The 26008-nt window shown below is 62.5% G+C and carries 21 protein-coding genes and 3 pseudogenes; 15 read left to right on the top strand and 9 right to left on the bottom strand.

All coding sequences use genetic code 11. From position 1 onward, the window contains the following. Window positions 1-497 precede the first annotated feature (497 nt). From ACZBJS_RS22465 to ACZBJS_RS22425, 9 genes are all read left to right on the top strand, one after another. The gene (locus ACZBJS_RS22465) at window positions 498-1073 is read left to right on the top strand and encodes a cupin domain-containing protein (RefSeq protein ID WP_092082107.1); all 576 of its coding nucleotides are present in this window, start codon (window positions 498-500) and stop codon (window positions 1071-1073) included. Window positions 1074-1371: 298 nt separating this feature from the next. Continuing rightward, window positions 1372-2388, top strand: coding sequence for an ABC transporter permease (locus tag ACZBJS_RS22460; protein WP_463439194.1), 1017 nt, complete (start codon window positions 1372-1374; stop codon window positions 2386-2388). Between the two features lie 3 nt (window positions 2389-2391). Further along, window positions 2392-3243, top strand: a complete 852-nt coding sequence (locus ACZBJS_RS22455; RefSeq protein WP_141342865.1) for an ABC transporter permease — start codon at window positions 2392-2394, stop codon at window positions 3241-3243. Next, on the top strand, window positions 3243-4205 hold the full coding sequence (locus tag ACZBJS_RS22450; protein WP_141342864.1) for an ABC transporter ATP-binding protein: 963 nt from the start codon (window positions 3243-3245) through the stop codon (window positions 4203-4205). The genes ACZBJS_RS22455 and ACZBJS_RS22450 overlap by 1 nt, the downstream gene beginning before the upstream one ends. After that, on the top strand, window positions 4205-5194 hold the full coding sequence (locus tag ACZBJS_RS22445) for an ABC transporter ATP-binding protein (RefSeq protein WP_463439193.1): 990 nt from the start codon (window positions 4205-4207) through the stop codon (window positions 5192-5194). Before ACZBJS_RS22450 ends, ACZBJS_RS22445 begins: the two co-directional genes overlap by 1 nt. Further along, entirely contained in the window at window positions 5184-6638 is a 1455-nt protein-coding gene (locus tag ACZBJS_RS22440; protein ID WP_463439183.1) for an amidase, read from the top strand. Before ACZBJS_RS22445 ends, ACZBJS_RS22440 begins: the two co-directional genes overlap by 11 nt. A gap of 45 nt (window positions 6639-6683) precedes the next feature. Then, window positions 6684-8297 (top strand): ABC transporter substrate-binding protein, encoded by a 1614-nt coding sequence (locus ACZBJS_RS22435; protein ID WP_463439182.1) that lies wholly within the window; start codon window positions 6684-6686, stop codon window positions 8295-8297. A gap of 55 nt (window positions 8298-8352) precedes the next feature. Then, window positions 8353-9552 (top strand): amidase, encoded by a 1200-nt coding sequence (locus tag ACZBJS_RS22430; RefSeq protein WP_253623940.1) that lies wholly within the window; start codon window positions 8353-8355, stop codon window positions 9550-9552. Beyond that, entirely contained in the window at window positions 9549-9869 is a 321-nt protein-coding gene (locus ACZBJS_RS22425) for a GlcG/HbpS family heme-binding protein (protein ID WP_463439181.1), read from the top strand. The genes ACZBJS_RS22430 and ACZBJS_RS22425 overlap by 4 nt, the downstream gene beginning before the upstream one ends. A gap of 456 nt (window positions 9870-10325) precedes the next feature. On the opposite strand, the gene ACZBJS_RS22420 is transcribed toward ACZBJS_RS22425, so the two are convergent. From ACZBJS_RS22420 to ACZBJS_RS22400, 5 genes and pseudogenes are all read right to left on the bottom strand, one after another. Then, the gene (locus ACZBJS_RS22420; RefSeq protein WP_410469750.1) at window positions 10326-11153 is read right to left on the bottom strand and encodes a COG3904 family protein; all 828 of its coding nucleotides are present in this window, start codon (window positions 11151-11153) and stop codon (window positions 10326-10328) included. 718 nt (window positions 11154-11871) lie between these two features. Next, window positions 11872-12291, bottom strand: a complete 420-nt coding sequence (locus tag ACZBJS_RS22415; RefSeq protein ID WP_463439180.1) for a cupin domain-containing protein — start codon at window positions 12289-12291, stop codon at window positions 11872-11874. A gap of 89 nt (window positions 12292-12380) precedes the next feature. Further along, window positions 12381-13259: an MFS transporter gene (locus ACZBJS_RS22410; protein ID WP_463439195.1), complete on the bottom strand. Its 879-nt coding sequence runs from the start codon at window positions 13257-13259 to the stop codon at window positions 12381-12383. Window positions 13260-13332: 73 nt separating this feature from the next. Next, window positions 13333-13701, bottom strand: a pseudogene (locus ACZBJS_RS22405) (MFS transporter); the annotation flags it as partial. Between the two features lie 361 nt (window positions 13702-14062). Further along, on the bottom strand, window positions 14063-14464 hold the full coding sequence (locus tag ACZBJS_RS22400) for an SPW repeat domain-containing protein (RefSeq protein WP_316396936.1): 402 nt from the start codon (window positions 14462-14464) through the stop codon (window positions 14063-14065). Window positions 14465-14823: 359 nt separating this feature from the next. On the opposite strand from ACZBJS_RS22400, the pseudogene ACZBJS_RS22395 reads away from it, so the two are divergent. Together ACZBJS_RS22395 and msrA are read left to right on the top strand one after the other, a co-directional pair. Then, window positions 14824-15271: pseudogene (locus ACZBJS_RS22395) on the top strand (DUF983 domain-containing protein). Between the two features lie 76 nt (window positions 15272-15347). Further along, window positions 15348-15878, top strand: a complete 531-nt coding sequence (msrA, locus tag ACZBJS_RS22390) for a peptide-methionine (S)-S-oxide reductase MsrA (RefSeq protein ID WP_456780820.1) — start codon at window positions 15348-15350, stop codon at window positions 15876-15878. Window positions 15879-15920: 42 nt separating this feature from the next. Here the strand turns inward: msrA and ACZBJS_RS22385 are convergent, their stop codons facing one another. The 4 genes from ACZBJS_RS22385 to ACZBJS_RS22370 form a co-directional block, all read right to left on the bottom strand. Next, window positions 15921-16445 (bottom strand): hypothetical protein, encoded by a 525-nt coding sequence (locus tag ACZBJS_RS22385; RefSeq protein WP_316396935.1) that lies wholly within the window; start codon window positions 16443-16445, stop codon window positions 15921-15923. Between the two features lie 69 nt (window positions 16446-16514). Beyond that, window positions 16515-17048 (bottom strand): DUF1993 domain-containing protein, encoded by a 534-nt coding sequence (locus ACZBJS_RS22380; protein ID WP_463439179.1) that lies wholly within the window; start codon window positions 17046-17048, stop codon window positions 16515-16517. A gap of 178 nt (window positions 17049-17226) precedes the next feature. Further along, complete coding sequence (locus ACZBJS_RS22375; protein WP_456780817.1) at window positions 17227-17778, bottom strand: cytochrome P460 family protein; 552 nt, start codon at window positions 17776-17778, stop codon at window positions 17227-17229. Window positions 17779-18088: 310 nt separating this feature from the next. Then, window positions 18089-19126 (bottom strand): hypothetical protein, encoded by a 1038-nt coding sequence (locus ACZBJS_RS22370; protein ID WP_463439178.1) that lies wholly within the window; start codon window positions 19124-19126, stop codon window positions 18089-18091. Window positions 19127-19401: 275 nt separating this feature from the next. Here ACZBJS_RS22370 and ACZBJS_RS22365 point away from each other — a divergent pair, with 275 nt between their 5' ends. The 4 genes and pseudogenes from ACZBJS_RS22365 to ACZBJS_RS22350 form a co-directional block, all read left to right on the top strand. After that, a complete protein-coding gene (locus tag ACZBJS_RS22365; protein WP_463439177.1) occupies window positions 19402-21072 on the top strand; it encodes a GMC family oxidoreductase in 1671 nt (556 codons plus the stop codon). A gap of 111 nt (window positions 21073-21183) precedes the next feature. Continuing rightward, the gene (locus ACZBJS_RS22360; RefSeq protein WP_463439192.1) at window positions 21184-22311 is read left to right on the top strand and encodes an efflux RND transporter periplasmic adaptor subunit; all 1128 of its coding nucleotides are present in this window, start codon (window positions 21184-21186) and stop codon (window positions 22309-22311) included. Further along, entirely contained in the window at window positions 22308-25487 is a 3180-nt protein-coding gene (locus tag ACZBJS_RS22355; RefSeq protein WP_463439176.1) for an efflux RND transporter permease subunit, read from the top strand. The genes ACZBJS_RS22360 and ACZBJS_RS22355 overlap by 4 nt, the downstream gene beginning before the upstream one ends. A gap of 166 nt (window positions 25488-25653) precedes the next feature. Further along, window positions 25654-26005 (top strand): annotated as a pseudogene (locus tag ACZBJS_RS22350) (DUF983 domain-containing protein); the annotation flags it as partial. Window positions 26006-26008: the final 3 nt, after the last annotated feature.

Genomic DNA, 26008 nt, shown 5'->3' with positions numbered 1-26008 from the left:
GGCCGTTGCCATCTCAGAGGAAGCAAGCGAGCCATGTCTGAAAGTGTGAAGGGTTTCGGATGCCGGCCGCATGACTGACGGCGCGGCACATTCGGCGGCCGGCGTCCGAAACCCTTCACAGTAGCGGGCTTTCCTAGCGCGGTCGTCTAACACAGAAAACGGCGGCGCCGCCGCTCGACCGGTTCGGCACCGGAAACTATTCGCAGTGGGCCTCAACCAATCGTCCGTGAGATGTACGTTCCCACGCACGTGCTGTCAGGCCTTGCCGCGCCGGAGTTCGACATTACGCCGATACACCCGAGGCCACGCATCGATGCTGGCGAGACCCGAAGTCCCGCGGAGCATAAATCTGACAAACTCTCGTTTTCGGCCAAGGCCGCCTTTATGCGGGCGAGGGGGCGGCTTCTCCAATTTGCTCTGGATTCGCCGCGACGTGCTGGTAAATCATGTGATTTATATGCATAGTATTGGCCCGCTTGCATTGCTGGGAACGTAACGTGACGTCCGAAAACAACGCGTTGAATATTGGTCCGCGCCTCCGGCGTGCCCGGTTGTCCAAGGGGCTGCGCATGAGAGACCTGGCGCAGGTCGTCGGATGTGACGAGAGCATGATTTCCAAGATCGAGGCCGGCAAGGTCATGCCGTCGCTGCCCATGCTCGACAAGATGGTCCACGCGCTCGACCGAGACATGGCCTCGTTTTTTGGCCTAAAGATCGACGACTACAAGCTGGTGCAGAAGCCTGAGGACCGGCTCAAGGTGCCGCTGGACGCACTGCGCGGCGGCACCGGTGTGACCTATGAGCGATTGGTGCCGATCGCCGCGGGCAATTTGCTCGAGGGCAACATTCATGTGGTCGCCCCGGGCGGCGAGAAGGTCGACCTCATCACCCATCGGGGCGAAGCCGTCGGCTACCTCGTGTCAGGAACCATCGAACTCACCGTCGACGACACCACATATCTGATGACGGCCGGCGACTCCTTCTTCTTCAAGGCTTATTTGACCAACAGTTATCGCAATGTCGGGCCGGACGAAGCGCGGATCGTCTGGGTCAACACGCCGCAGGTCCACTGAGGCGATCGCGCCAGTGCATGAATTAGATGCATGTGGCGAAAACTGAAGCAGCGATGGCTCAGCATCGCTTCTTTTTCGGCGCGAGCGCGACGGCGTTGCATCCCAAAAACCTCCAATTCGAGAACTTGCCGGCTCGATCACCGGAATGACCGAGCTGGCATAGCGCTTGCTTAACCTTTTGCATGACTGTGATGCATGTCGATTGCCCCCGGCTGCGTCTGACGTTGACGGGGCCCGATCACGTTGATGCGCTCCGGCAGCGATGCCGTCGCTTCGGTGAGTAACGGCAGGCGAACCGCTGATGGCTTTCGTTTGGAAACGTTTGCTGGGCACCATCCCGAGCCTGATCGGAGTTGTTGTTCTCACGTTCTTCATCTCGCACGCGCTGCCCGGCGACCCTGCGGCCTTCTTCGCTGGGCCCGCCGCGAACGCCGCATCGATCGAGAGCATCCGCGCCACACTTGGACTCGATCGCCCGCTTCCGGTGCAGTTCCTGCACTATGTGATTGACCTCGCGCATGGCAACCTCGGCCGCTCGCTCACGACCGGCCAGCCGGTGTTGACCGATCTGATCGAAAGGCTGCCGGCGTCGCTCGAATTATCGTCCTTCGCGCTGCTGTTCGCGATCAGCATCGCCATCCCGATGGGCGTGTGGGCTGCGACCCGCATCAACGGTGGGGTCGATCATGCCTGCCGCGGGCTCGTCACCGTGAGTGCAGCCTTTCCGACGTTCTTCGTCGGTCTGCTGTTCGTATATATCTTCTATTTCCTGCTCGGCTGGGCGCCGCAGCCGCTCGGCCGCCTAAACGAGATTACCTTTTCGCCGCCGCCGCACGTCACCGGAGCCTACACCGTCGACGCCCTCATTGCGGGTGACTGGCCGGTGCTCCGCGCGGCATTGTCCCAATTGATCCTGCCCGCGATATCGCTCGGCCTGTTCGCGCTGGCGCCGATCGCGCGCATCACGCGGGCAGCGATGCTGGAGGCGCTGGGCAGCGATTTCATCCGCACCGCGCGCGCCAGCGGACTGCCGGTCCGCAAGATCCTGATGACCTACGCATTCCGCAACGTGCTGCTACCCGTGAGCAGCGTTCTCGGCATGGTGTTCTCGTTCCTGCTTGGCTCCAACGTCCTGATCGAACAGGTGTTCGGTTGGCAGGGCGTCGGCGCCTATGCGGTATCGGCCGTAATCGCCTCCGACTACGCCGCAGTGCAGGGCTTCGTCCTGATGATGGCGGTGCTCTACGTTCTGCTCAATCTCGCTGTCGACATCTTCGCGACGCTGGTCGATCCCCGCGTCCGGTACGAGGGCTGAGCGATGAGCATCATCACGCTCGCCCGCAACACCGGTTATGCCTTCGGCGAAAATCGCCTGACACTGGTCGCCGTGATCATTTTGGCGCTGCTCGCGCTGTTCGCGATCTTTGGCCCTTATATCGCGCCCTATGATCCGCTGCTGACCTCCGCCACCACCAAGCTGGCGCGACCCAGTGCGCTGCATCCGTTCGGCACCGATGCGCTTGGCCGAGACATCCTCAGCCGCGTCATCGTGGCGACACGCCTCGACCTCGGCATGGCGGTTTCGGCGGTAGCGCTGTCGTTCGTAGTGGGCCTCGCGCTGGGCTCTATGGCCGGCTATTTCGGCGGCTGGACCGACCGCATCATTGGCCGCGCCATGGACACCATCATGGCGTTCCCGCTGTTCGTGCTGGCGATGGGCATCGTGGTGGCGCTCGGCAACAGCGTCGCCAACATCATCATCGCCACGATGATCATTAACCTGCCATTCTACTGCCGCTTCGCGCGCGCCGAGGTCAACGTGCGGCGCGAGCTCGGCTATGTCGAGGCGGCGCGCATGGGCGGCAACGGAGCGCTGCGCGTTCTCGTCAACCACATCGTGCCGAACATTCTGCCGCCGATGATGGTGCAGGCCTCGCTCAACATGGGCTGGGCGATCCTCAACGCCGCCGGCCTGTCCTTCATCGGACTCGGGGTGCGGCCGCCGACGCCGGAGTGGGGCATCATGGTGTCGGAAGGCGCGAGCTACATCATTTCCGGCGAGTGGTGGGCCTTCATGTTCCCGGGCGCGGCGCTCGTGCTCGCGGTGTTTTCCTTCAACATGCTGGGCGACGGACTGCGCGACCTGCTCGATCCGCGGAAGCGCGTCTGATGGCACAGCTCGAGATCGACGACCTCTCCCTGGAATTTCGTACCCGTCACGGCGTGGTGCGCGCACTCGACAGCGTGAGCCTGTCCGTGACGCGCGGCGAGATCGTCGGCGTCGTCGGTGAAAGCGGGTCCGGAAAATCGGTTACCGCCTACACCGTCATGGGCCTGAACGATGAAGCCGCGCGGATCACCAAGGGCAGCATCACGATGGGCGGAATCGATCTTCTGGCCGCGCGGCCAGAGGCCATGCGCGAGATTCGCGGGCGCGAGATGGCGATGATCTTTCAGAGCCCCCGTACGGCGCTCAATCCGATCCGCAAGATCGGCAAGCAGATTGAGGACGTGCTGCAGGAGCATGCCGGCTTGCCGAGCCGCGATCTCAAGAAAGCGGCGATTGCGGCCCTGGCGCGGGTCCGCATTCCCGATCCCGAACGTCGGGCGGACGCCTATCCGTTCGAACTCTCGGGCGGCATGTGCCAGCGCGTGATGATCGCGATGGCGCTGGCCTGCACGCCGTCCGTGCTGATTGCCGATGAGCCCACGACGGGGCTCGATGTAACGACGCAAGCCGTCATCATGGATCTTATCAGGGAGATGAGCCGGTCGACGCGGATGTCGACGCTGTTGATTACGCACGATCTCGGCCTAGCCGGCGAGTATTGCGATCGGATCGCGGTCATGCACGCCGGGCACATTGTCGAGATCGGGACGACTGAGGCGCTCCTGCAGCATCCGGCACATCCTTATACGCGCCAGCTGCTGGCTGCCACGCCCGTGCCCGAATCCCGTCTGGATGACCTCAATTCTATTCCCGGTCATCTGCCCGATTTGCGCGGTGCGTTGCCGCCATGCCGCTTCAGCGGCCGCTGTGAGCGGCGGCAGCTGATCTGTGACGAGGCGGAGTTGCCCTGGACCGAATTGTCGCCCGCGCACCTCGTGCGCTGCCGGTTTCCGCTGTCATGATGCCGCTGCTCGAAGTCAAATCGCTGTCCAAGTTTTACCCGATCAAGCGGAGAGGGCGCGGCGCGCGGCTGCATGCGGTCGACGATGTGGATCTGACCATCGGTGCCGGCGAAAGCGTCGGCCTGGTCGGTGAGTCCGGCTGCGGCAAATCCACCATGGTTCGCCTGCTTGGCCGGCTGATCGATCCGACGGTCGGCCATGTCCTGATCCGTGGTGAGGATCTCACCGCCGTGACGCAAGCCCAATTTGCAGCCTCGCCGAGCCGGCGGCGCATTCAGGTCGTGTTCCAGGACGCGACTGAAAGCCTCAATCCCTCGTTTCGCGCCTTTCAGGCAATCGCCGATCCGCTGAAGCGGCTGCTCGGGATGACCAACGGCGCTGAGCTGGACAAGCGCGTGCGCGCCACGGCCGCACTGGTCGGATTGCCGGAAGAGCTGCTGCAGCGCTATCCGCATCAGCTGTCCGGCGGCCAGCGCGCACGCGTCGGCATCGCGCGTGCCGTCGCGGTCGAACCTTCGCTGCTGATCCTCGACGAACCGACCTCTGCGCTTGACGTGTCGGTCCAGGCCGTGATCCTGCGGTTGCTCGCCGACCTGCGCGCCCGGTTGTCGATGAGTTATTTGTTCGTGTCGCACGATCTCAACGTAGTGCGGCTTCTCTGCTCGCGTGTGGTCGTGATGTATCTTGGCAAGATCGTCGAGATCGCGCCGGCCGAGACGCTCTTCACGGCGTCGCTTCACCCTTACACGCAGGCCCTCGTTGCGGCGATCCCGGATCCGGCACGGCGCGGAGAAGCGCGGGTCAGGCTCGACGGCAGTCCGAGCAGCCCCATCGATCCGGATCCGAACGTTTGCCGCTTCTACGGCCGCTGTCCCAAGGGGGCCGATATTTGCACCAGGGTTATGCCGCCACTTCGCGCGGTAGGTCCGGACCACTTCGCCGCCTGCCATTTTGCTCCTTCACCGCCTGGAGAAACCGATGAGCGCTGACAACGAGATCTGCCGTACGGATGCCATGACCGTCGCGGCGAAAGTCAGGGACAAGACGCTTTCTGCCGCCGAGGTCACGGAAGCCGTTCTGCGCCGCATGGAGAAGCTCGAACCCCACATCCATGCCTTCTGCACGCCGACGCCCGATGTGGCACGCGCCGCCGCCGCCGCGGTCGACGCCAAGATTGCAGCCGGCAAGGATCCGGGCCTGCTGGCGGGCGTGCCGATCGGAATCAAGGATCTCGTCGCCACCAAGGACATCCTGACCGTGATGGGCTCGCCCCTCTATCGGGACTTCGTGCCTGATGAGGATGACATCGTGGTTGAACGGCTGAAGGACGCTGGCGCCGTCATCATCGGCAAGACCAATGTGCCGGAGTTCGGTTACAGCGGCGTCGGTCACAATCCTGTTTTCCCGGCCACGCGCAATCCCTGGAATCTCGACATGACGTCCGGCGGATCGAGCGCCGGCTCGGGTGCATCGGTCGCAGCGGGCGTCGCGCCATTTGCGATCGGTTCCGATGGCGGCGGATCGATCAGGATTCCCTCTGCACTCTGCGGACTGTACGGAATCAAGGCCTCGATGGGCCGGGTGCCGCTCTACCCAGGTTGCCGCGATGAGCGCTATCCCGGCGTGTCAAGCTGGGAATCGCTCGAACACGTCGGTCCCATGAGCCGGACCGTGGCCGACTCGGCGCTGATGCTCAAGGTGATCACCGGACCTGACCCGCGCGATCGCTATTCGATTCCGGCCGCCGACTTCGACTATGTCGCTGCCACCAGGGAAAGCATCAAGGGCCTTCGCATCGCCTATAGCGAAGACTGGGGCTATGCGCCTGTTGACCCGGAGGTGCGCCGCGTCGTCTCCGAGGCGGTGCGCGTGTTCGAGACTGATCTCGGCTGCACAGTCGAGCGCGCCAGTCCCGGATGGGACGATCCGTTCCCGCAATTCTGGACCATCGTTGCCGGCGACACTGATCTGACCGGCATGCGCCGCATGATGAAGGGGCACGAAAAGGAGATGTCGCCGCATCTCGTCGCGCTGCTGCAGCGACAGTGGACCGCGGAGGAATTCACCGACGCCAAGATGATGCGCCAGATGGTCTGCAATCGCATGTGGCGGTTCATGGCCAACTACGACCTGCTGATCACGCCGACGCTTGCAGTGCCAGCGTTCCCTCTCTACATGCAGGGCCCCGAGATCATCGAAGAGAAGATGGTCACGACCGGCGACTGGCTCTGCTTCACCTTCATCTGCAACCTGACCGGTCAGCCGGCGGCGACCGTTCCCGCCGGCTTCACCGAGACCGGCCTGCCTGTCGGCATGCAGATCATCGGCCGGCATTTGGCGGACCGCACCGTGCTCGCAGCCTCCGGTGCGTTCGAACAAGCGCGTCCGTGGGCTCACAAATGGCCGAAGCTGCTGGGCGACCTCGGTCTCTGATGCTGCCGTCACGTTCCCACTCACATATCAAGGAGAATGCACGACATGAGGCTCGATCGTAGACTTCTCACAGCGGCGCTGCTCACAGCGTCCGCTGCCTTGCCCGGCGCACCCGTACTTGCGGCCGAAATCGCCAAGGACACGATGGTCATCGTGTCCGAGATGGGCCCCAACGGCCTCGACACGATGGTGCCGACCGCCAACGATCACAGCCGCATGGTGGTGTGGCAGGCCTACGACCGGCTCGTCAGCCATGGCGAGAAGAAGCTGGCGGATGGCACGGTGTCGTACGATGCCAAGGTCATGACCCCGGAGCTGGCCGAAAGCTGGGAAGCCGCCGAGGACGGCAAGACCTACATCTTCCACCTGCGCAAGGATGCCACGTTCCACGACGGCAGCCCGGTCACGGCCAAGGACGTCAAATGGTCGTTCGACCGCGCTATCGCCGCCGGCGGCTTTCCGGCGGTGCAAATGGCGGCGGGATCGCTGGTCAAGCCCGAACAGTTCACAGTGGTCGACGATCACACATTCAAAGCGACCTTCGACCAGTTCAACAAGCTGACGATGCCCGACCTCGTCGTTCCCGTGCCCGTCATCGTCAATTCAGAGCTCGCCAAGAAGCATGCAACGCCACAGGACCCCTGGGCGTTCGAGTGGGTATCACGCAATGATTGCGGCGGTGGTGCTTACAAAGTCGAGTCCTGGTCACCCGGTCAGCAGACCGTGTTTACTCGGTTCGACGCCTGGAAGTCCGGCCCGCTACCCCAGCTCAAGCGCGTGATCTATCGGCAGATCGCCTCGGCCGGCACGCGCCGTGCGCTGCTGGAAAAGGGCGACGTCGATATGTCGGTCGGCCTGCCCCCGAAGGACTATGCCGAACTGGCAGAGCAGGGGAAGGTCGCGATCATCGGTGTGCCCGTGCAAAACGACCTCGTGTTCGTCGACATGAACGTCAAGATCGCCCCGTTCGACAATCCCAAAGTGCGCGAAGCGATCTCCTACGCCATCCCTTACAAGGAAATCGTCAGCTCCGCGCTCTATAACCGCGCCAAGCCGATGTTTGGCGGCGACCCGGATAAACCCTATCCGGATGCGACGTGGCCGGTTCCGATCAAGCATGGCCAGGATCTCGCGAAGGCTAAGCAATTGCTGACCGAGGCCGGCTTCCCCAACGGCTTCAAGACCACGCTGTCGATCGATCTGTCGGAATCGACCGTGCGTGAGCCGACCGCCATCCTGATCCAGGAAGCGCTGAAGACGATTGGTGTCGAGCTCACGATCGAGAAGGTGCCGGGCTCGAACTGGTTCGCCCAGATGGCCAGCAAGACGATGCCGATGGTCATCGCCGAATTCTACGGCTGGCTCGACTACCCCGACTACTTCTTCTTCTGGACGTTCCATGGCGGCAACAACTCGGTCTTCAATACCGCCAATTACGTCAACCCCAGCCTCGACAAGGTGATCGACGAGGCGCGCTTCACGCGCGACCCCGAGATCTACAAGACCAGTCTGAACAAGATGGTCGACATCGTTATGACCGATCTGCCGCGCATTCCGCTCTACACCCGCTTTGCGGACTACGCGGTCCAGAAGAACGTCAAGGGCTTTGAGTACTGGTTCCACACCCATCCCGACTTCCGCAAGCTCTACAAGGAATGAGGCGACGGCAAGCGCGCTCGATCGGGCGCGCTTGCCTTTCAATCGGGAAAACACAGTGCAAGACACGCTCGGCGCCTTCGTTCCAGGTCCCATCATCCAGCGCGGTCCAAACCGGTCAGGGCCGCTCTCAGGCCTGACCTTTGCGGTCAAGGACTTGTTTGATGTCGCAGGCACCGTGACCGGCTGCGGCAATCCGGACTGGGCCGCCACGCATGAGGTAGCAGAGGCCGACGCCTGGGCGGTCGACCATCTGCTGGGGGCGGGCGCCGCGTTGACTGGCAAGACCATCACCGATGAAATCTCGCTCGGACTGCTCGGCATCAACAAATTTTACGGCACGCCGCTCAATCCGCGCGCGCCGGACCGTGTTCCGGGTGGCTCGTCGAGCGGCTCCGCCTCGGCCGTCGCCGGCGGCCTGGTCGATATTGCCTTGGGGACGGATTCCGGCGGTTCGGTGCGCGTGCCGTCCTGCTTCTGCGGGCTCTACGGACTGCGGCCGACGCACGGTCGGATCTCCGTCGCCGGCATGATGACCCAGGCACCGTCGTTCGATACCGTCGGCTATTTCGCCCGCGATGCGACGACGTTCGCGCGGGTCGGTGCCGTGCTGCTCGGCGAGCAGGTGCCCGACGCCCTGCCGACTGATATCATCATTGCGTCCGACTGCTTTGCCATCGCCGACGCGCCAGTGCAGGGCGCTCTCCAGCCGGTCGTTGATCGGCTACATCAGGCCGCTGCGACCATCGTATCACCCCTGGCCGAAGGCGAGCTTCGCGACTGGGCGCGGCATCAGCGCATCCTGCAGAGATGCGAATTCCAGGCGACCTTTCGCGATTGGGTCGACCGGGTGAACCCGCGGTTCTCCTCGGAAGTCGCTGGCGCGTTTGCCGACGACGGCCGCACGCCACCGGCCGACCTCGCTGCGGCCAAGGCTTTTCGCACGAGCGCGTCGAAGCGGCTCGACGATCTGCTCGACGGGCGGCGCGTGCTGTGCCTGCCTACGTCGCCCATTCTGCCGATCAGCCGGGACGCGCGCCTGTCGGAGATCCGCGCTGCGGTGCACGAGATCGTCGACCTGACCGGCATCGCAGGCCTGACCGGGCTTCCTCAGGTGAATCTTCCCGTCGCGACATCCGGCTCTATTCCAGTGGGGCTGTCTCTCATCGGCTGGCGCGGCGGTGATGCGCCCCTTGTTGCCGCGGCACGGACCCTGGCTCGCGAATTCTCGGTAGGACTGTTCGAGGAGCGGCAATGACCGACGTCAGGGACACGAAGACGCTCACGCTCGACGGTGCGCTCAAGGTGCTCAACGCAGCCATCACGGAAGCCACCCGCATCGGGCAACCGATGTGTATCGCGGTGGTCGATACTGGCGGCAATCTCTTGGCGTTCGGACGCATGGACGGCTCGAAAGGCCCTACGATAGATGGCGAAATCGCCGACAGCGCGAACGTCCCAAACTTTTCTGTGAATTCAAGACCACAAAATTGCGGCGGATATACCGTCGGCATTTGTCCGTCAGACTTGAAGAATTGTGCTTGCAAATCAACGGCGATACGTTTTCCGAGATGATAGGGTGGGAGTAGTGCGGCCTGCTGGCATCGCGTGGTTTAGCGTGGTCTCGTCGAGTTGTTCTCGCTTCCTTCGCATTGAGAATTCTGACCGAAGTGGTGAGCTAGGCTTATCCCGGTAGAAGTCCAAAATCCATTGCGTGTTCACTAATGGAGTATCGCAGCGCGTTGGATCGTATAGAAGGGCCGGAGGCCCAAACCTTAGCTTCGAGCACCGGCAGGGTTTTGGCGCAAAGCGGCCCAAATTTGCTTGTTTAATGCTGTTCTTGGCCGTTGTTAGAAACGGGCCCATTGGCGCGAGTTTGCAAGATCCTGTTCTGAGATCCCGCTTCGAAATGACCTGGCGAAGTCCGTACTGAGGGGAAAGCGGACGCGGAGCGGGCAACTCAAGACGTTCCCGTTTCTGACACTTAGGAAACAGCGATGCCCTTTGACATTTCTGGAGGCGAACTACTCGCTACTCTTGCCCAGCGGAGGCCGCCGCTGCAGTGCTTACGAACAGACTTTGTAGCGATTTGGGCGTCAACTCGACCACCGCTGCAGTGGGGCTGCCCAGCTCAGCAACTTTGTCGGTAGTGATGAGATTAGTGACTCGCAATTCTTCCCTGGACAGTTCATGTAAATCTTCCCATGGCGGAACGTTTAGCGATAGTGACAACAGATCACCCGCGCCGCCCATATCGAAGGTGTATTTGGCGAGACTTCCGATATCGCGCTCAACGGTCATGAGATCATATGCGCTGTAGCTCGCGGCCCGGGCATTCTCAGCGCGGTCGCCCATCCAGATCTGATGTACGCGGACATGCGCCTCTCCAGGCACATAACGCGACTTGCCCGACAGCAGCAGAAAAACGCACATGGATTCGCAGTAGGCCTCCGGCGACACGTGGGCGCGCTCGCCACGTGCTCTGGGGGTAAACACGCTCACCCCGACGGTCGTGACCATTTCGAGCGCCCGAAACCGCCGTCCGAGCGCGATCGCGTCGTTGACCGATCCGCCGCTGGAATCCAGCACGATAGTTTCGCCCTTGAGCTGATGATCGCGCGCGAAAGCATCGAAATCGCTTGGAGTGTCGGCGGTGACGATGCCGACTGCGCTGATCCAGCCTCGGCAATTCGGCTGGCAAGCGACCCAGCTGAACTTCATCGGCAATCTGCGTTCTTCGAGGGCGACGCCGGCATACGCCGAGCAGCCCAGCATGGCTACCAAGCCGAGCAATGCGATGCGAAGGGTGGGGGCGCTGAGCAACGTCCAAGCTCGGGTGGTCGCCCAGTGAGCGAGCATGACTACATAACCTCGGCCGACTATCGGGTGGTGTTAGTCGCGTTAGGACCGCGTATATGCACCGGCGACAGCTGGCGCTGCCCGTCCAGCGTTACAGCTTCAGAACCGAATCTCAGCCAACTCTGATGCTTGGCGAGCCATTTCGGGCCGGGGCCACGCATGTAGTGCAGCTCGGGTCGGTAGCTGTCGCGCACGTCCATAGTCAGGTTGCGAACGACACTGGCGAAGTCGGAGACAAACTCAGCCGTCCTACGAGCAAAACCCGAAAATGCGGTTGCACCCATTGTTATCATCGATAAACCTCTCCTATTCCTGATGCCGCTCAACACATCAGCCGCTATGCCGAAGCGTAGCCTCCGAAAGATAGGCCAAGCCATTGCACAGAGGTTGATCCTCATCGGATCTTTGGCTGAGAGGACCACACCAAGGTTTAGGCCCTGCCCACGAGGGCCTTGCGACGGATGGGAAGGTCGCACCTCCTTCATGGCGCATTATCGCTTTCAGCCGCTGCCTCAAATTTGCGAGGTGCGGTAGTGGCAGGCGACAAACCGAGTGAAATGGAAACCGGAGGGGCAGTGATGGAGACCACACCGAATGCGCGGTCCGCCCAGAGATGCAGCCAGTAACGCATGACCCGAATGAGCCTCGTCGGGTACCGGCGGAGCGAGAGCCTTTCATGGCTTCCGGATACTCGTTCTTTTTCAATCCGTCTGAAGGTTTACTTGATGGGCTTGGTCAGGGCGTTGTCATTGGTGTCGAGGACGAAGACAGCGAGCAGCTTTGCCGGCTCGGTCTTGCTCGCGTTTCGGCTGATCGAATGGGTAGCGCCCGGCGGTTCGGACCAGCTCTCGCCTGCCCGATAGACGCGCGTCTCGCCGTCATTCACCTTCGACTCGATCGCGCCCGAAACCACATAGGCGTAGATGAAAGCCGACTTCGCGTGGGTGTGGGGAACGGAGGCCTCGCCGGGCGCGTAATCGACTTCCACGGCGATCAGCGACTTGCCAGCGATATTGGGAATGGCCGCACCGAAGTTCTTCGTGACGGTTTCGGCGTCACTGTCATGGGCGAGCATGAGGCTGGCCATCGAGAAGGTGAGGGCGGCGCAGGTGGCGGAGATGATGGTTCGGATCTTCATGGGCTTTCTCCTTCTGCATATAGGTTGGTCTTCGTTCTTCATTGCTTCCTCCCGCCTCGCCGGCCTGCTGATTGCGGACACCGAACGGGTCAGTCTCGCGGGATGAAGTCGATGTGGGGCCCCGGCTCAACAATGAACACCGCGAGCGTGGCGAGAACGCACGCGACCGCGGCGACAGCCATCGCCATGTGGAATCCCGAGAACAGCGCAGGACCGCCCTGCTGCAGGACGCCGCCGAGCAGGGCGATGGCGAAGAGGGACCCGGCGCGTGAGACCGCGCTATTGACACCGGATGCGGTCCCGGAGCGATCGGACTCGACGGAGGTGAGGACGAGGGTCGTCAACGGTGCGATTGCCAGGCTCATGCCCAGCGACAGCAACAGGATTGGCGGGAAGATGTCCGCCCAATAGGTCGCGTTCGAACCGACACGTAGCGTCAGGGCGCATCCCGAGGCGACGACGGCGCCGCCGGCGAACAATGGCAAGCGCCGGCCGAACCCGCGGCAGAGTATGCCGGCGAGTGGCGAGACGACCGTAATCAGCACTTGCAGGGGAATGAAGGCCAGCCCCGCCATCAGCGTCGGCAGGTGTGCGCCCCGGATCATCACGAACGGGATCAAGGTTAGCATGACCGTGAGCGCTCCGTAGAGCAGCGCGGTGAACAGGTTCGCGCCGACGACCGACCGCGAGGTGATGAGGGACGGGGGCAGCATGGCGTTCTCGCCCAATCGCTGTTCGGTCACGATGAGGCAGGCTAAGCCGCCCAGACCGATGATCAGGGTGACGAGCACCCAAAGGGTCAGACCGGAACCGTTGGTGAGGCTGGTCAGGCCCGCGCCCAGCCCGCCGAGGCCGGCTGTCGAAAAGATCGCCCCGCCGACGTCGACCCGGGCGTGGCTGGCCGGGGAGTCCGTGGATATCCACACAATGCCGGCGGCCAGCGCGCCGGCGACCACGGGCAGGAGCATTAGAAAGGTCATCCGGCCACGACCCGTGATCCAGGATCGCGCCGGCGATTGCGGGCGCGACTGCGCTGGCGACAGCCGCGGCGGCGGACCAGATGCCGACCGCGCGGGCTTTCTTTTCTGAGGGAAAGGCCCGCCCGAGCACGGAAAGGCCGTTGGGCAGGATCAAGGCTTCGCCCAAACCTTGCAGGAACCGGCTGGCGATGAGCAGGGCGAAACTCGGCGCGAAACCAATCGCGGTCGCGCCGAGGCCATAGAGAGCAATCCCCGCGAGGAAGATCCGCTTCTGTCCAAACCGGTCACCCAGAGCGCCGGCGACCAAGGTCAGGGCCGCGAGCGGCAGGAGTTCGGCGTTCATCACCCACTGCAGGTCGAGCGGCGACAGGCGCATGTCTCGGCCAATCGCCGCGAGCGCGACCGTGACGACGGCGCCGCTGACGAACACGAGGCAGCTGCCCAGGCTCGACGCGGCAAGCACCTTTGTGCTGCCCTGCGCGCCGACGGCCTTAGGCTCGGAGAGCGCCAGGCTGCGGTCGGTCAGGATTAGAGACGCGCTGCTCACGACCTAATCTCTCAGGTCAGGTCGAGCGATTCGCGGCGCGCGCGCTCATTGGCCAGCAGCCAGAAACCGCGCCGCCGTGTCCGTTCGCGGAACACTCCTCGCAACATCAATTTAACCTCAAGCAGCCTCTCGCTAAGCCACCGTCACTTCCGGCCCGCGCGGCGCCGCCGGACGCGCGACACCACGGTTGAGGCACGCCTGCACGTCAAGAAAGCGGTCGAAGCCGACGAGCTCTTTGCCGCCTTCAACCCGCCGTGCGCGTGTCCAATCCCGAACGCATCGCGACTGGCTTCTCAGGCGCGTTGAAAACCGACGTCGTGAGTAGGACAGCGGCAGCGAGGACCCAGTAGTACCATGCGTCGAGTCCGAAGAACTTGAAGGCAAACGGGGCGACGACAAACACCACTCCGACCGCGCGATCGACCCAAAGGTGCAGCCAGTAGGGAATGATGCGGACGAGCCCGGTGGGGTGGTCGGTCAGGGCGGCCAAGAGTAGCGCCGCCACACCGACAACAACCGAAAGCCACATTGCGACCGGTCCGCTCTGGCCGAGCTTCAGCGCGAACGGCGCTGCGATCAAAACGATCGCGACGGGATAATCGATCAGGTAGGCGTGGATGGACTTGGTGATGAAGCGGAACGACATCGGCGATACTCCCATGTGCTTGGTTGTTCGAGCGGATCCTTGCGACGCGGAGGACCAGCCACCCGCGAGGACGATCACGCCGTCCTTTGCTGGCAAGCACTCCGTACGACCGCCACGGGTCAGCCCGGCTGGACGCACAGAAAGGCTATGCCGATACGCCGACCATTAGAAATGCCCGGTCGTTATTGTTTCTATTCCGCTCGCCCGGCGCGGCGCGCCGTCGATCGCGCCGCGCGCAGTTGACGCACGACCCGCGCAGGCCATCGCGATCACGCCCGGTTATCGACTACATGCCCTATCTTCATGACGTTTGCGCGCCGTCGCCGAATACTGTGTTGCTGTGTGAAGGAGGACTGGCGATGGCCACGACGGTTGCAGGCCCTGCTGGAAGTAACAACGACTGGAGGTCTGCAGAGACTGCTGCCGGGCGCAACGTCGGCCTCTCCCTTTGGAGGGGCGTTCGAGGAAGGTGCCCGCGCCTGCGGGCGCGGTCGTCTGTTTTGCGCATTTCTCAAGGTCGACGACCACTGCTCTATCTGCAGCCTCGATTTTACCGGACACCGGGCCGACGACCTGCCGGCCTACCTGGTGATCGTCATCGTCGGACACGTCTTGGTTCCGATAATACTCTGGATCGAGGTGGACTATGCGCCGTCGCTAGCGTTTCAGCTTGGCGTCTACCTTCCGATTACGGCCTTGGCCTCGATAGCTCTCTTGCAGCCGGTCAAGGGCGCCGTCGTGGCGCTGCAATGGTCACTCAGGATGCACGGCTTCGACGAGCATTCGTCCGACGAATTCCAGACTTGAGGGGGAAGGTGCCTCAACAGAATTGGCAGCCGCTACTGTCGCGCAGCGGCGTTTGGCCGGTCGGAGGAATCCTAACATGACGACTGAGAAGGCGGTGTTGGCCGGCGGATGCTTCTGGGGCATGCAGGATATGTTCCGCCGACTGCGAGGCGTGGTCTCGACGCGAGTCGGCTATACTGGCGGCGATCTCCCCAATCCGAGCTACTGCAACCACCAGGGGCACGCCGAGGCAATCGAGATTGTCTTCGATCCCACGGTCGTAACCTACCGGGCCATCCTTGAATGCTTCTTCCAGGTCCACGACCCGACAACGTACGAGCAGCAGGGGAGTGACTTTGGGCCGAGCTACCGTTCCGCCATCTTCTACACGGACGAGCAGCAGAAGGACACGGCGCTCGCGACGATTGACGAAATCGAAGCCTCTGGTTTGTGGCCCGGTCCCTTGGTGACTGAAATCAACCCCGAGGAACTGTTCTGGCAGGCGGAGCCCGAGCATCAGGACTATCTGCAACGACACCCGGGCGGCTACAGCTGCCACTTCTTCCGACCGAACTGGCGACTGCCGTCAGCTAAAGCATTCCAGAAGTCGCGAACCGACGGAAACTGACCTGCAACTAGCGGCGATGCTGAGTCAGGGTTAGGCTCGTTGCTAGGCTGATGGCGTCGCGAACACGTCGGCTCCGCGGTGCCGGCGCATAATAGCGGTGGCGGCCTCGAACTGTTCTGCACTGGCGGGGTGGACGATCACCACGATGCCGCCGTTGAGTATCTGGCTCTCGGTCCACTCATGCACCTGGGCTTCGTGTCGCTGTCCGAACAAGGCCGCGAGCCCGCCCACACCACCCCCGGCAGCCAACCCGGCTAGCATAGCCGGCGCGGCCGCTCCGCCCGTTGTTGCCAAGACGGCACCGGCGCCGACGAACGACGCGACAGTGGCCGCGAGCGAGGTCGCAAGCGTGCGAACCTGCTGGCGGTCATCGCTCAAGCCGATCTCGATGCGAGGCAGCTGCTTGATGTCGCAGCCAACAGCGCCCGCACAAGACGCTGCGATCTCTTCCTGCGCGAGGAAGCTTATGCGAGCGCGGTCAATCCCCGCGGCTCCCAACTCTCTTACAGCAGCCTCGAATTCAACTTCACTTTGCAGCGCGCCAATGACCTCTCGCAAATCGCTCACAATGTCATCCCCTGAGCTTGCTTTCCTGTCTTGAGGGCCTCGGCCCGTGCCGCGCACCGCGCCCGGCTCTCACGAGTAGTCACCGCCGCTTTGCTGAGTGAGGTTGCCGAGGTAGGCACGCTTCCCGATCTTCGCTCCGAGGTGACGGAGGATCGCGTGCGCGATCGAGATGTGGAAGAAGAAGTCGGGCAGCACAAGGTGGCGGATGTAGTCTTCGCCGCCAAACCACCCGCGCACTATAGGCGGCGTCAGCTCGTATGTGTGGGACTGGGCGCCAGAAATCTCGTCCGGCTGCACGCTTTGCAGGAATCCGCGAGTCTCAAGGAGCCGCCCTTTCAACGCCGGATACATCATCGGGGTGTTACTGGGTGCTGGCGGATCGTGCTGCATCAACTTTGCCATGTGCGCCTCGACCTTGTTGCAGCTTAGGGAGAACTGTTCTCCGAAAGTGAGCATGTCGAGCGCGAGCCGTTCAGCAAGGATCCTCCCAGGCTCAAATCCCTTGGTCCGCTCGAGCGCTTGGGCGTGATCAAGATAGTCGTCCATCACGTTCAAGCCATGCAGCATGACAGGGACTGTGATGTCATATACCGAGAAGGACATGCCGACCTCCATGCGCTCGTTTGTAATCTGAACGTCGGACGGACCCGAAAGGTCGCGGACCGAAGCAAATCGTCACAATAAGCTCTTCAATCTTCTGGCTCGCCGCACCAGCTCGCCAGACACGACACTGGCCTCCGCGAAACCGCGGCAAGAGGAGAACGCCTGCGTATGCGGCCGCCTAGCGACGCAGGACGGGATATCCATTCACGTAAATCCAGTCGGTGTCCTTGGCGGGCACGTGGCATCCTTGGCAATCGGTGTGGTAGTCGGTCGAGGTAGTCTTGAGCGGCTTGTCCGAGTCGAACCACGACCATCCCCACCCGTCGCCCCACAGTGGATTGCCGGGATGCGTTCCCTTGCTGTCTTTCACCATGACGAACCAGCCCTTGAGCTTGTCGGCGTGGCTTACTGTGCCGGTGGTCATCTCGTTCGTCGAGGTCGCGAAGACCTCTTTCACCAGAACGGCGCCGTCCGGGAAGTGCCCCGTCTTCCGGTAGGCGTCGATCGCCCCCGGGGATGCGTAGACGGCGTGCATTTCCTTCGAACCTTGACCGCTGTCGGCGGCAATCGCCCAGCTCCCGAGCGCTTGGTAGAGGGTTCGGTAGTCGGCCGGCACGCGAAGGTGTCCGGCAGCGTCCACCACGTTCGCAGTAGGGCCGGCCGGTGCCGCGCCGCTATACTGAGCGAGCGCCGCCACAGTGCCGGCGGCCAGCGAGATGGCGACAGCCAAGCCGACTTTCCTCGATAATTTCACGGGGGTCTCCTTTGCTGCCTGCGCGCGGCACGGCGACTCGGCGCAATGCCTTCAATCGATGTCGAGGCGGTCGCGTGTTCGGCCCGCCCAGTGGGCTTCAGAATCGGACGGAGACGGCGAAATTGGAAATTCCGTTTGGACATGCATTCGATAAGCGTGGGTATCGTCGTCCAAAAGCGCTGCGGGGCGTCGGCGGCCGGCCATCTGCGATCAGCCGTCGAGGAGTGCGCCGTACTCGGGAATTCCCGCGCGTCTTAGGCAGAACGGCATTAATCACGTTCGCTAGTCACGAAGCCAATGCACCGATCCTGACGCCGCACATTCCCGCGATGATCGCGGCCGCGACGATGGCGCTCATCGCGACACAGACACCCCAAAGGCGATCGGCATTGCGTTGGTCGACACCGTGCGTGATCAGCACCACTCTCAGCCCTGAAGCAAGGTGGCTCAGGACGAAGAAGGCGCCGAGCGCGTAGTGAGGCAGCAGACGGATATTCCATGCGTCATGAATGAGCCCAGTCGGGGCTCCGATCGCGAAATTCCAATCTGTCGGGATGCCGAGGAAGCTTCGGGCGTAGACGAAGACCGAGTTCATATGGCCGAGAATGTACACTGAGAGATAGGCTCCCGAAGCGACCTGATAGGTCCGCTGGAAGTCATGCGCTGAGGCGCTCCAGCGCCACGCCAGAAAGAGGCCGGTGCCGATCTGGAAAAGCATGGCCGCCACCAACAACGGTTCACCTATGGCAGAGCGATAAACTATGCGTCCGATTTTCATAACGGCCGCATGCGCATCCGGCCCTATCAAGCCGAACAGATGATTGATGAGATGAAACACCACATATAGGGAAAGGACCACAGCCGTTACCCCGTGGACCACGCGCCAGGCCCCGACTGCAGGCACAGCTGCAGCGACCGGATCTCGGGCAGACTGCGACCAGATCGCAATTGCGAGCCAAATCGCGCACCAGACGACCTCGTCGGGAATGGGGCTTTTGATCAAGGTCTGGACAACGCCGAGAAAGACATAGAGCGTTGGCGACACCACGCTCGCATAGGCGAGACGTCTTGAACCGGGATTGGACGTCGGGCGACGAGCCAGAGCGATCCCAAGAAACGGCACGATGAACGCAACGACCAGGATGGAGGTCGCGCTGGCGATTGCGAGCGGTGGCAGGCTTACGGCCCGCGTGCCGACGATGGCATGAAAAGCATTGAGCAGAAATGGATAACAAATCGCCGCCGCAGCTGGAACCAGAGCCACGTAGTCAACGTGCTTCTCAAGAAAACGTCTGCGGTTCTGCGCGCGAACGAGTGCTTCCATCATAGACACCTATAAAGCCACAACAAAGAAACCGGTGTGCGAGACGACTTACAAGGCAGATTTGAAAAGTTGCCTTCGCGTATCACGCAGCGCGGCAAGCAGCAATAACAGGCCTTTATCGACTCCATGGCGAGAGGTGATTTCCCTTGCCCGCATTGCAAAGTCATTTTCCAAAAGGTGGTCCAACCAATCTCAGCATCCGGCACCGCGATCTTGCTGCGCCAGCTCCGGTTGTTGATTGAAAGAAACAAATAGCGCGAAATAGAAAGAAACTGATGTCCCAGGAGCAATATGACATCGTCATTGTCGGCGCGGGCGCGGCCGGCTGCGTCGTTGCGAGTTATCTCGCCGTACACAGCGATGCTTCGATCGCGCTGATCGAAGCGGGCGACACGGATCGCGATCCGTTCATCCACATTCCTGCCGGCTTCGCCAAAATACTGGCCCACGACCGGCATGTCTGGAAATACGAGACGGTTCCCCAGCACGGCACCACGCGAGCATATCGCTCGGGCAAGGTGCTCGGCGGGGGCTCCTCGATCAACGCGATGGCCTACGTCCGTGGTCAGAGACGCGACTACGCGGCGTGGCAAGACGCGGTCGGCGACACCGGCAAATGGTCGTATGAAGACCTGCTTCCCGTCTTCATGGCGCAGGAACACAACGACACCTTCCACGACGAATATCACGGCATCAATGGTGGCCTGGCGGTTCAGTTGCCCAAGGGCATCAACGAGCTGAACCAATACTGCCTCAAGGCCTTCCAGGAATATGGGATCCCCTATAATCCCGACTATAACGGCAAGAGCCAGGTCGGCGTCTCGCCGGTGCAATCGACAGTCGGGAACCAGCGGCGGTGCAGCGCGGTCGACGCTTATCTGCGTCCACACCTCGCCTCGGGCCGCGTCACTCTTCTTACCGGCAAGACGGTCCTTCGCATTCTCGTCGAGAACAAGCGGGCTGTCGGCGTCGAGCTCGCGGACAACGGTCTGCAGAGGATCATGGCCGGCGAGGTTGTGCTGTCGGCCGGCACGGTCCATAGCCCGACGATCCTCATGCACTCGGGCATCGGGCCAGCCGAGCAGCTTCGCCAGCACGGTATCGCGGTGATTATCGATTCTCCGGAGGTCGGCGAAAATCTCCACGACCACGCGATCGTGCCAGTCCGTGCCTATGTGAAGGGCGATCTCGGCTATCAGGCTGCCGCGCACGGCCTCGGCAGCGTGAAGGCGGGCCTGCGCTATTTCGTCACCAAGGATGGCCCGGCGTCGGGCAACGGCATCGAGACGGTTTCTCACTGGAACCCGTCCGACTTCACCGCCGAACCCACGATCCAATGCTATCACGTGCCAATCATCGCGGCAGATGGAATCAGCCCGACGGGCGACCGCTCGGGCATCACTTTCGAACTCGTGGTGCTTCAGCCCAAGAGCCGTGGCTGGGTGCGGCTGGCCGACAGCGACCCCACGTCGATGCCGCTCATCAACCCGAACTTCGTCGGCGAGGAAGAAGACTTGAGGGCCGCGGTGGAATCGGTGCGCGCGATCCGCAAGGTAATGGCGCAGGAGTCGCTGGCGCTGGTGATCACGGAAGAGATCGAACCCGGCCCGCGCATCCAGTCGGATGCCGAGATCGGCGAATGGGTGAAGCGCGCCGTCACGACTATGTTTCACCCGGTGGGCACGTGCCGGATGGGCCAGGATGCGCGAGCGGTGGTTGACGCAAGGCTCAGGGTTCGCGGGGCCGAGGGTCTCCGGGTGATTGACGCCTCTATCATGCCGAACATCACTAGCGGCAACACGAACGCCCCGACCCAGGCGCTCGCGCGCCACGCCGCGGCAATGCTGGTCGAGGATATGAACCGGTCTTGGGGAGCTCCGGCGCAAGCCGGCAACGGCGCTGGCAGTTTCCAACCCGTCGATCTGCCTTCAATTGCAACATTCTAGGTATTCGGGGAGACGGAAGTGAGTGCGACTGACAAAACGGAGTATCGGGCTCCGGCGCCCCGGCTCGATCGCAGTTCGTTTCGCCGCCTTGGACGATGCGGCGGCGCCCCGATCGGTCTGCTGTTCGCGCTCGCGCTTGCTGGCTGCCACGAGAGGGCGCAGTCGCAGGCCGCCGCGCCTCCGCCGCCGCGGGTGACGGTGGCACAGCCAGTCAAACGGACCGTCACCGACTGGGACGAGTTCACCGGCCGCTTCGAGGCGATCCAGGAGGTTCAGGTCCGCGCCCGCGTCGGCGGCTTCGTCAATAGTGTAGAGTTCAAGGATGGTGCGACCGTCCGCGCTGGCGATCTGCTTTATATCATCGATCCGCGCCCGTTCGAGGCGGTTAAGCTGCAAGCCGAAGGGCAACTCGCCGACGCGCGTGCCAAAGGGGAGCTTGCCAAGCGCGATCTCGAGCGCGGCCTGACTCTCGTGCAGACCAGCGCGGTCTCCGAACAAGTCGTCGATCAGCGCCGCCAGCAGCTGCAGGCGGCGCGTGCCGCCGAGACCCAGGCCGACGGCGCGTTGAAGGCCGCTCAGCTCAATGTCGAATTCACCCATGTGGTGGCGCCGATCACCGGCCGCGTCAGCCGCCATCTGGTGACCGCGGGCAATCTCGTGCAGGGCAGCGAGGGCAGCGCGACGCTATTGACCTCGATCGTATCGCTCGATCCGATCTACGTCTATTTCGACGTGGACGAGGCGACCTATCTGAAGAACAACAGGCTGTGGTTCGAGGGCAGGCGGCCGAGCTCGCGCGACACGGCCAACCCCGTGCAGGTGACGCTCACCGGCGAGACAAAACCCTCGCATGAAGGAAAGATGGATTTCCTCGACAACCGGCTGGACGCGTCGACCGGCACGCTGCGCAGCCGCGCGATCATCCCCAACCACGATCTGTCCATTCTGCCCGGACAATTCGGTCGCGTGCGGCTGATCGGCTCCTCACCCTATGAAGCGCTGCTGTTGCCGGATGCGGCTATCGCGACTGACCAGTCGCGCAAGATCGTATTCGTGGTGAAGGATGACGACACGGTGGAAGCGCGCGCAGTCGAGCTCGGACCGATCAACGAGGGCCTGCGCGTGATCCGCACGGGCCTCAAACCCGAAGACCGCGTCATCATCGACGGCATCCAGCGTGCCCGCATCGGCGCCAAGGTTAACCCGCACATGACCGAAATGGGCGGGAGCAAGACATGAATCTCGGGCGTCTTTCCGTCAACCAGCCCATCCTGGCTATGGTGCTGTCGATCGTGCTCCTGATCGTGGGCGCGATCGCCTATCGAACGCTACCGGTCGCCGAATATCCGGAAGTGGTGCCGCCGACCGTGGTGATAACCGCGCAATATCCGGGCGCCTCCGCGCAGACCATCTCGGATACTGTTGCCGCTCCCATCGAGCAACAGATCAACGGCGTCGAGGACATGCTGTATATGTACAGCCAAGCGACCTCGAATGGCCAGCTCACCATCACGATCACCTTCAAGCTCGGCACTGACCTCGACAAGGCGCAGGTGCTGGTGCAGAACCGCGTCGCAATCGCGCAGGCGCAATTGCCGGAGGAGGTGCAGCGCAACGGCGTGGTCACCAAGAAGGACTCGCCCGACATCCTCATGGTCGTGTTCATGCTGTCGCCCGACGACTCGCTCGACCAGCTCTACATCTCCAACTATGCGTTGCTGCAGGTGCGCGACCAGTTGCTGCGGCTTGACGGCATCGGCGACATCCAGATCTTCGGCGCGCGCGATTATTCGATGCGGCTGTGGCTCGATCCCGACAAGATCGCCAATCTCGGCCTGACTTCGAACGACGTTGTTGCGGCGGTCCGCGCCCAAAACCTGCAGATCGCGGGCGGCCAGCTTGCGAGCCCGCCGATTGCCGACCGTGCCTTCCAGCCAAACCTCACCTTCGTTGGCCGGCGGAAGGATCCATCCCAATTCGAGGACATTGTCGTCAAATCGGGCCAGGACGGCCGCATCGTTCGCCTGCGCGACGTTGCGCGGATCGAGCTCGGCGCGCTCGACTATTCCACCAACAGCTTCCTGTTCCGCAAGTCAGCGGTGGCGTTGCGGGTGACGCAGCGGCCAGGATCGAACGCGCTTGCGACCGCCAAGGGCATCAAGGACACGATGGAGAAGCTGAAGGTCGGCTTCCCCAAGGGGCTCGACTACAATATCGGCTACAACCCGACCGAGTTCATCCGGCAGTCCATCAGCGAGTTGATCAAGACGATCTATGAAGCGATGGCACTGGTTGTCGTCGTGGTGCTGGTGTTCCTGCAGGGCTGGCGTCCGGCGATCATCCCGATCGTGGCGATCCCGGTGTCGCTGGTTGGTACCTTTGCGGCGATGGCAGCCCTAGGCTACGGCATCAACAATCTCACGCTGTTCGGCCTCGTGCTCGCGGTGGGCATCGTGGTCGACGACGCCATTGTCGTAGTCGAAAATGTCGAGCGGCATCTCGCGATCGGCTTGAGCCGGCGCGAAGCCGCGCTGAAGACCATGGAAGAAGTCGGCGGCGCACTGATCTCGATTGCGCTGGTGCTGTCCGCGGTGTTCGTGCCGACCGCGTTTCTCGGTGGCATTACCGGGCTATTCTTCCAGCAGTTCGCGGTCACCATCGCGGTCGCGACAGCTATCTCCTGCTTCTGTTCGCTGACCCTGTCGCCGGCACTGGCTTCGCAGATCCTCCTTCCGCGCGAGGAGAAGCGGCCGCCGGCCGCTTGGAATCTGATCGCGCGCGGCTGGGAACGGTTCACCAGGCTGTTCAACCGCGGCTTTGACTGGCTGTCGCATTTTTATGCTGACGTCGCAGGCTTCGTGATCCGGCATCGCGTGGTGATGCTACTCGTCTATGTGGTTCTGATCGGCAGCGCAGGCTGGCTGCTTGTCACCACGCCCCAGGGCTACATTCCGGCACAGGATCGCGGCTACGTGATCATATCTGCCCAACTGCCGGGCGCGGCCTCGCTGGTGCGGACCACTGAGATCGTTCGCAGGATCGAGAGCATCGCGCTCGACACGCCCGGAATTTCGCATATCGCGGTCTTTGCAGGTCTGTCGGGAGCGACCCGCACACAGGCAGGCAACTCGGCGGCGCTGTTTCCAGTGTTCGAAGAACCGGAGGTGCGCCTCAGGAAGGGCCTGAACGCGCAGGTGATAACCGCAAATCTGCGCAAGCGGCTGTCGGCCATCGAAGGTGCGTTTATCATCGTGATCCCGCCACCGCCGATCCCCGGCATCGGCACCGGCGGCGGCTTCACCATGCGCATCCAGGACCGGCAAGGCCGAGGTCCCAAGCTGTTGGCGGATGCGACTGACGAACTCGTCGCAGCGGCGCGCAAGTCGTCAGTGCTCCTCGCCCCCACGGTGTTCTCGCCGTTCTCCGCGAACACCCCGCAGGTCTTCGTCGACATCGATCAGGTCAAAGCGCAGAAGCTCGGCGTTCCCATCCAGAACATCACCGACACGATCCAGACCTATTTCGGCTCGACCTATGTCAACGACTTCAACCTGTTCGGCCGCACCTATCATGTCACCGCGCAGGCCGACCTGCCGTTCCGGAAGGAGCGTCCTGATTTTGCGCGACTACGGACCCGCAACGCCAATGCCGACACGGTGATGCTTGGCAGTGTAGTAGAGTTCAAGGACGTTTCGGGCCCCGATCGCGTCGCCCGCTACAACCTCTATCCGGCGGCCGAGCTACAAGGCGAAGGCTTGCCGGGGACGAGTTCGGCGGCAGTGATCGTTGCTATGAAGAAGCTCGCCGAGGATAAACTGCCGAGTGGCTTTTCCTTCGAATGGACCGACCTGTCCTATCAGCAGGTTACTGGCGGCAACACCGGATTGTTCGTGTTCCCGATTTGCGTGCTGTTCGTCTACCTAGTTCTGGCCGCGCAATACGGGAGCTGGAGCTTGCCGTTTTCCGTCATCCTGATCGTGCCGATGTGCTTGCTTGCCGCCACTATCGGGGTGCGCATCATGGGTCAGGACGTCAACATCCTCACCCAGATCGGCTTCATTGTGCTGGTGGGATTGGCGGCCAAGAACGCGATCCTGATCGTCGAGTTCGCGCGGGACATCGAGCTCGAGGGTAAGCCGCGCCTGGAGGCGGTAATCGAGGCTTGCCGCCTGCGACTGCGGCCGATCCTGATGACCTCCTTCGCCTTCATCCTCGGCGTACTGCCGCTCGTGATCTCCACCGGCTCCGGATCGGAAATACGCCAGGCGGTCGGCGTCGCCGTGTTCTTCGGTATGCTCGGCGTCACGCTGTTTGGGCTGATCTTCACGCCGATCTTCTACATGGTGGTGCGCAATCTCGCGGAAGGCAAGAACGAGGGGAAGCCGACCCAGACGACGGCGATCGCGACGGAGTGAGTTGTGGTGACGCCGATGCGCGATGAACCAGGAACAACTCATGCTGCCGTGTGAGGCAGGAGGGCGGGCGATGGCCACGACGGTTGAAGGTAATGTTGGAAGTCACGACAATGACTGGACGTCTGCAGAGACTGCCGACGGGCGCAACGTTGGCCTCTCTCTCTGAAGGGGCATTCGAGGAAGGTCCCCGCGTTGCGGGCGCGGTCGCCTGTTTTCTGCGTTTCGGAAGGTCGACGACCACTGCTCTGTCTGCCGTCTCGATCTCACCGGCCACCGGGCCGACGACCTGCCGGCCTACTTGGTGATCGTAACGGTCGGACACGTTTTGGTTCCGGTAATTCTCCGGATCGAGGTCGACCATGCTGTCGCTGGCGTTTCAGCTTGGTCTCTATCTTCCGATCACGGCCTTGGCCTCGATAGTTCTCCTGCAGCCGGTCAAGGGCGCCGTCGTGGCGCTGCAATGGGCGCTCAGGATGCACGGCTTCGGCGCGCAGCCGCCTGACGAACTCCAGGCGTGAGGC

The organism is Bradyrhizobium sp. KZN70725 (assembly GCF_055264925.1).
Note: the sequence above shows the minus strand (reverse complement) of the source record. Positions and strands in the feature narration are given on the sequence as shown.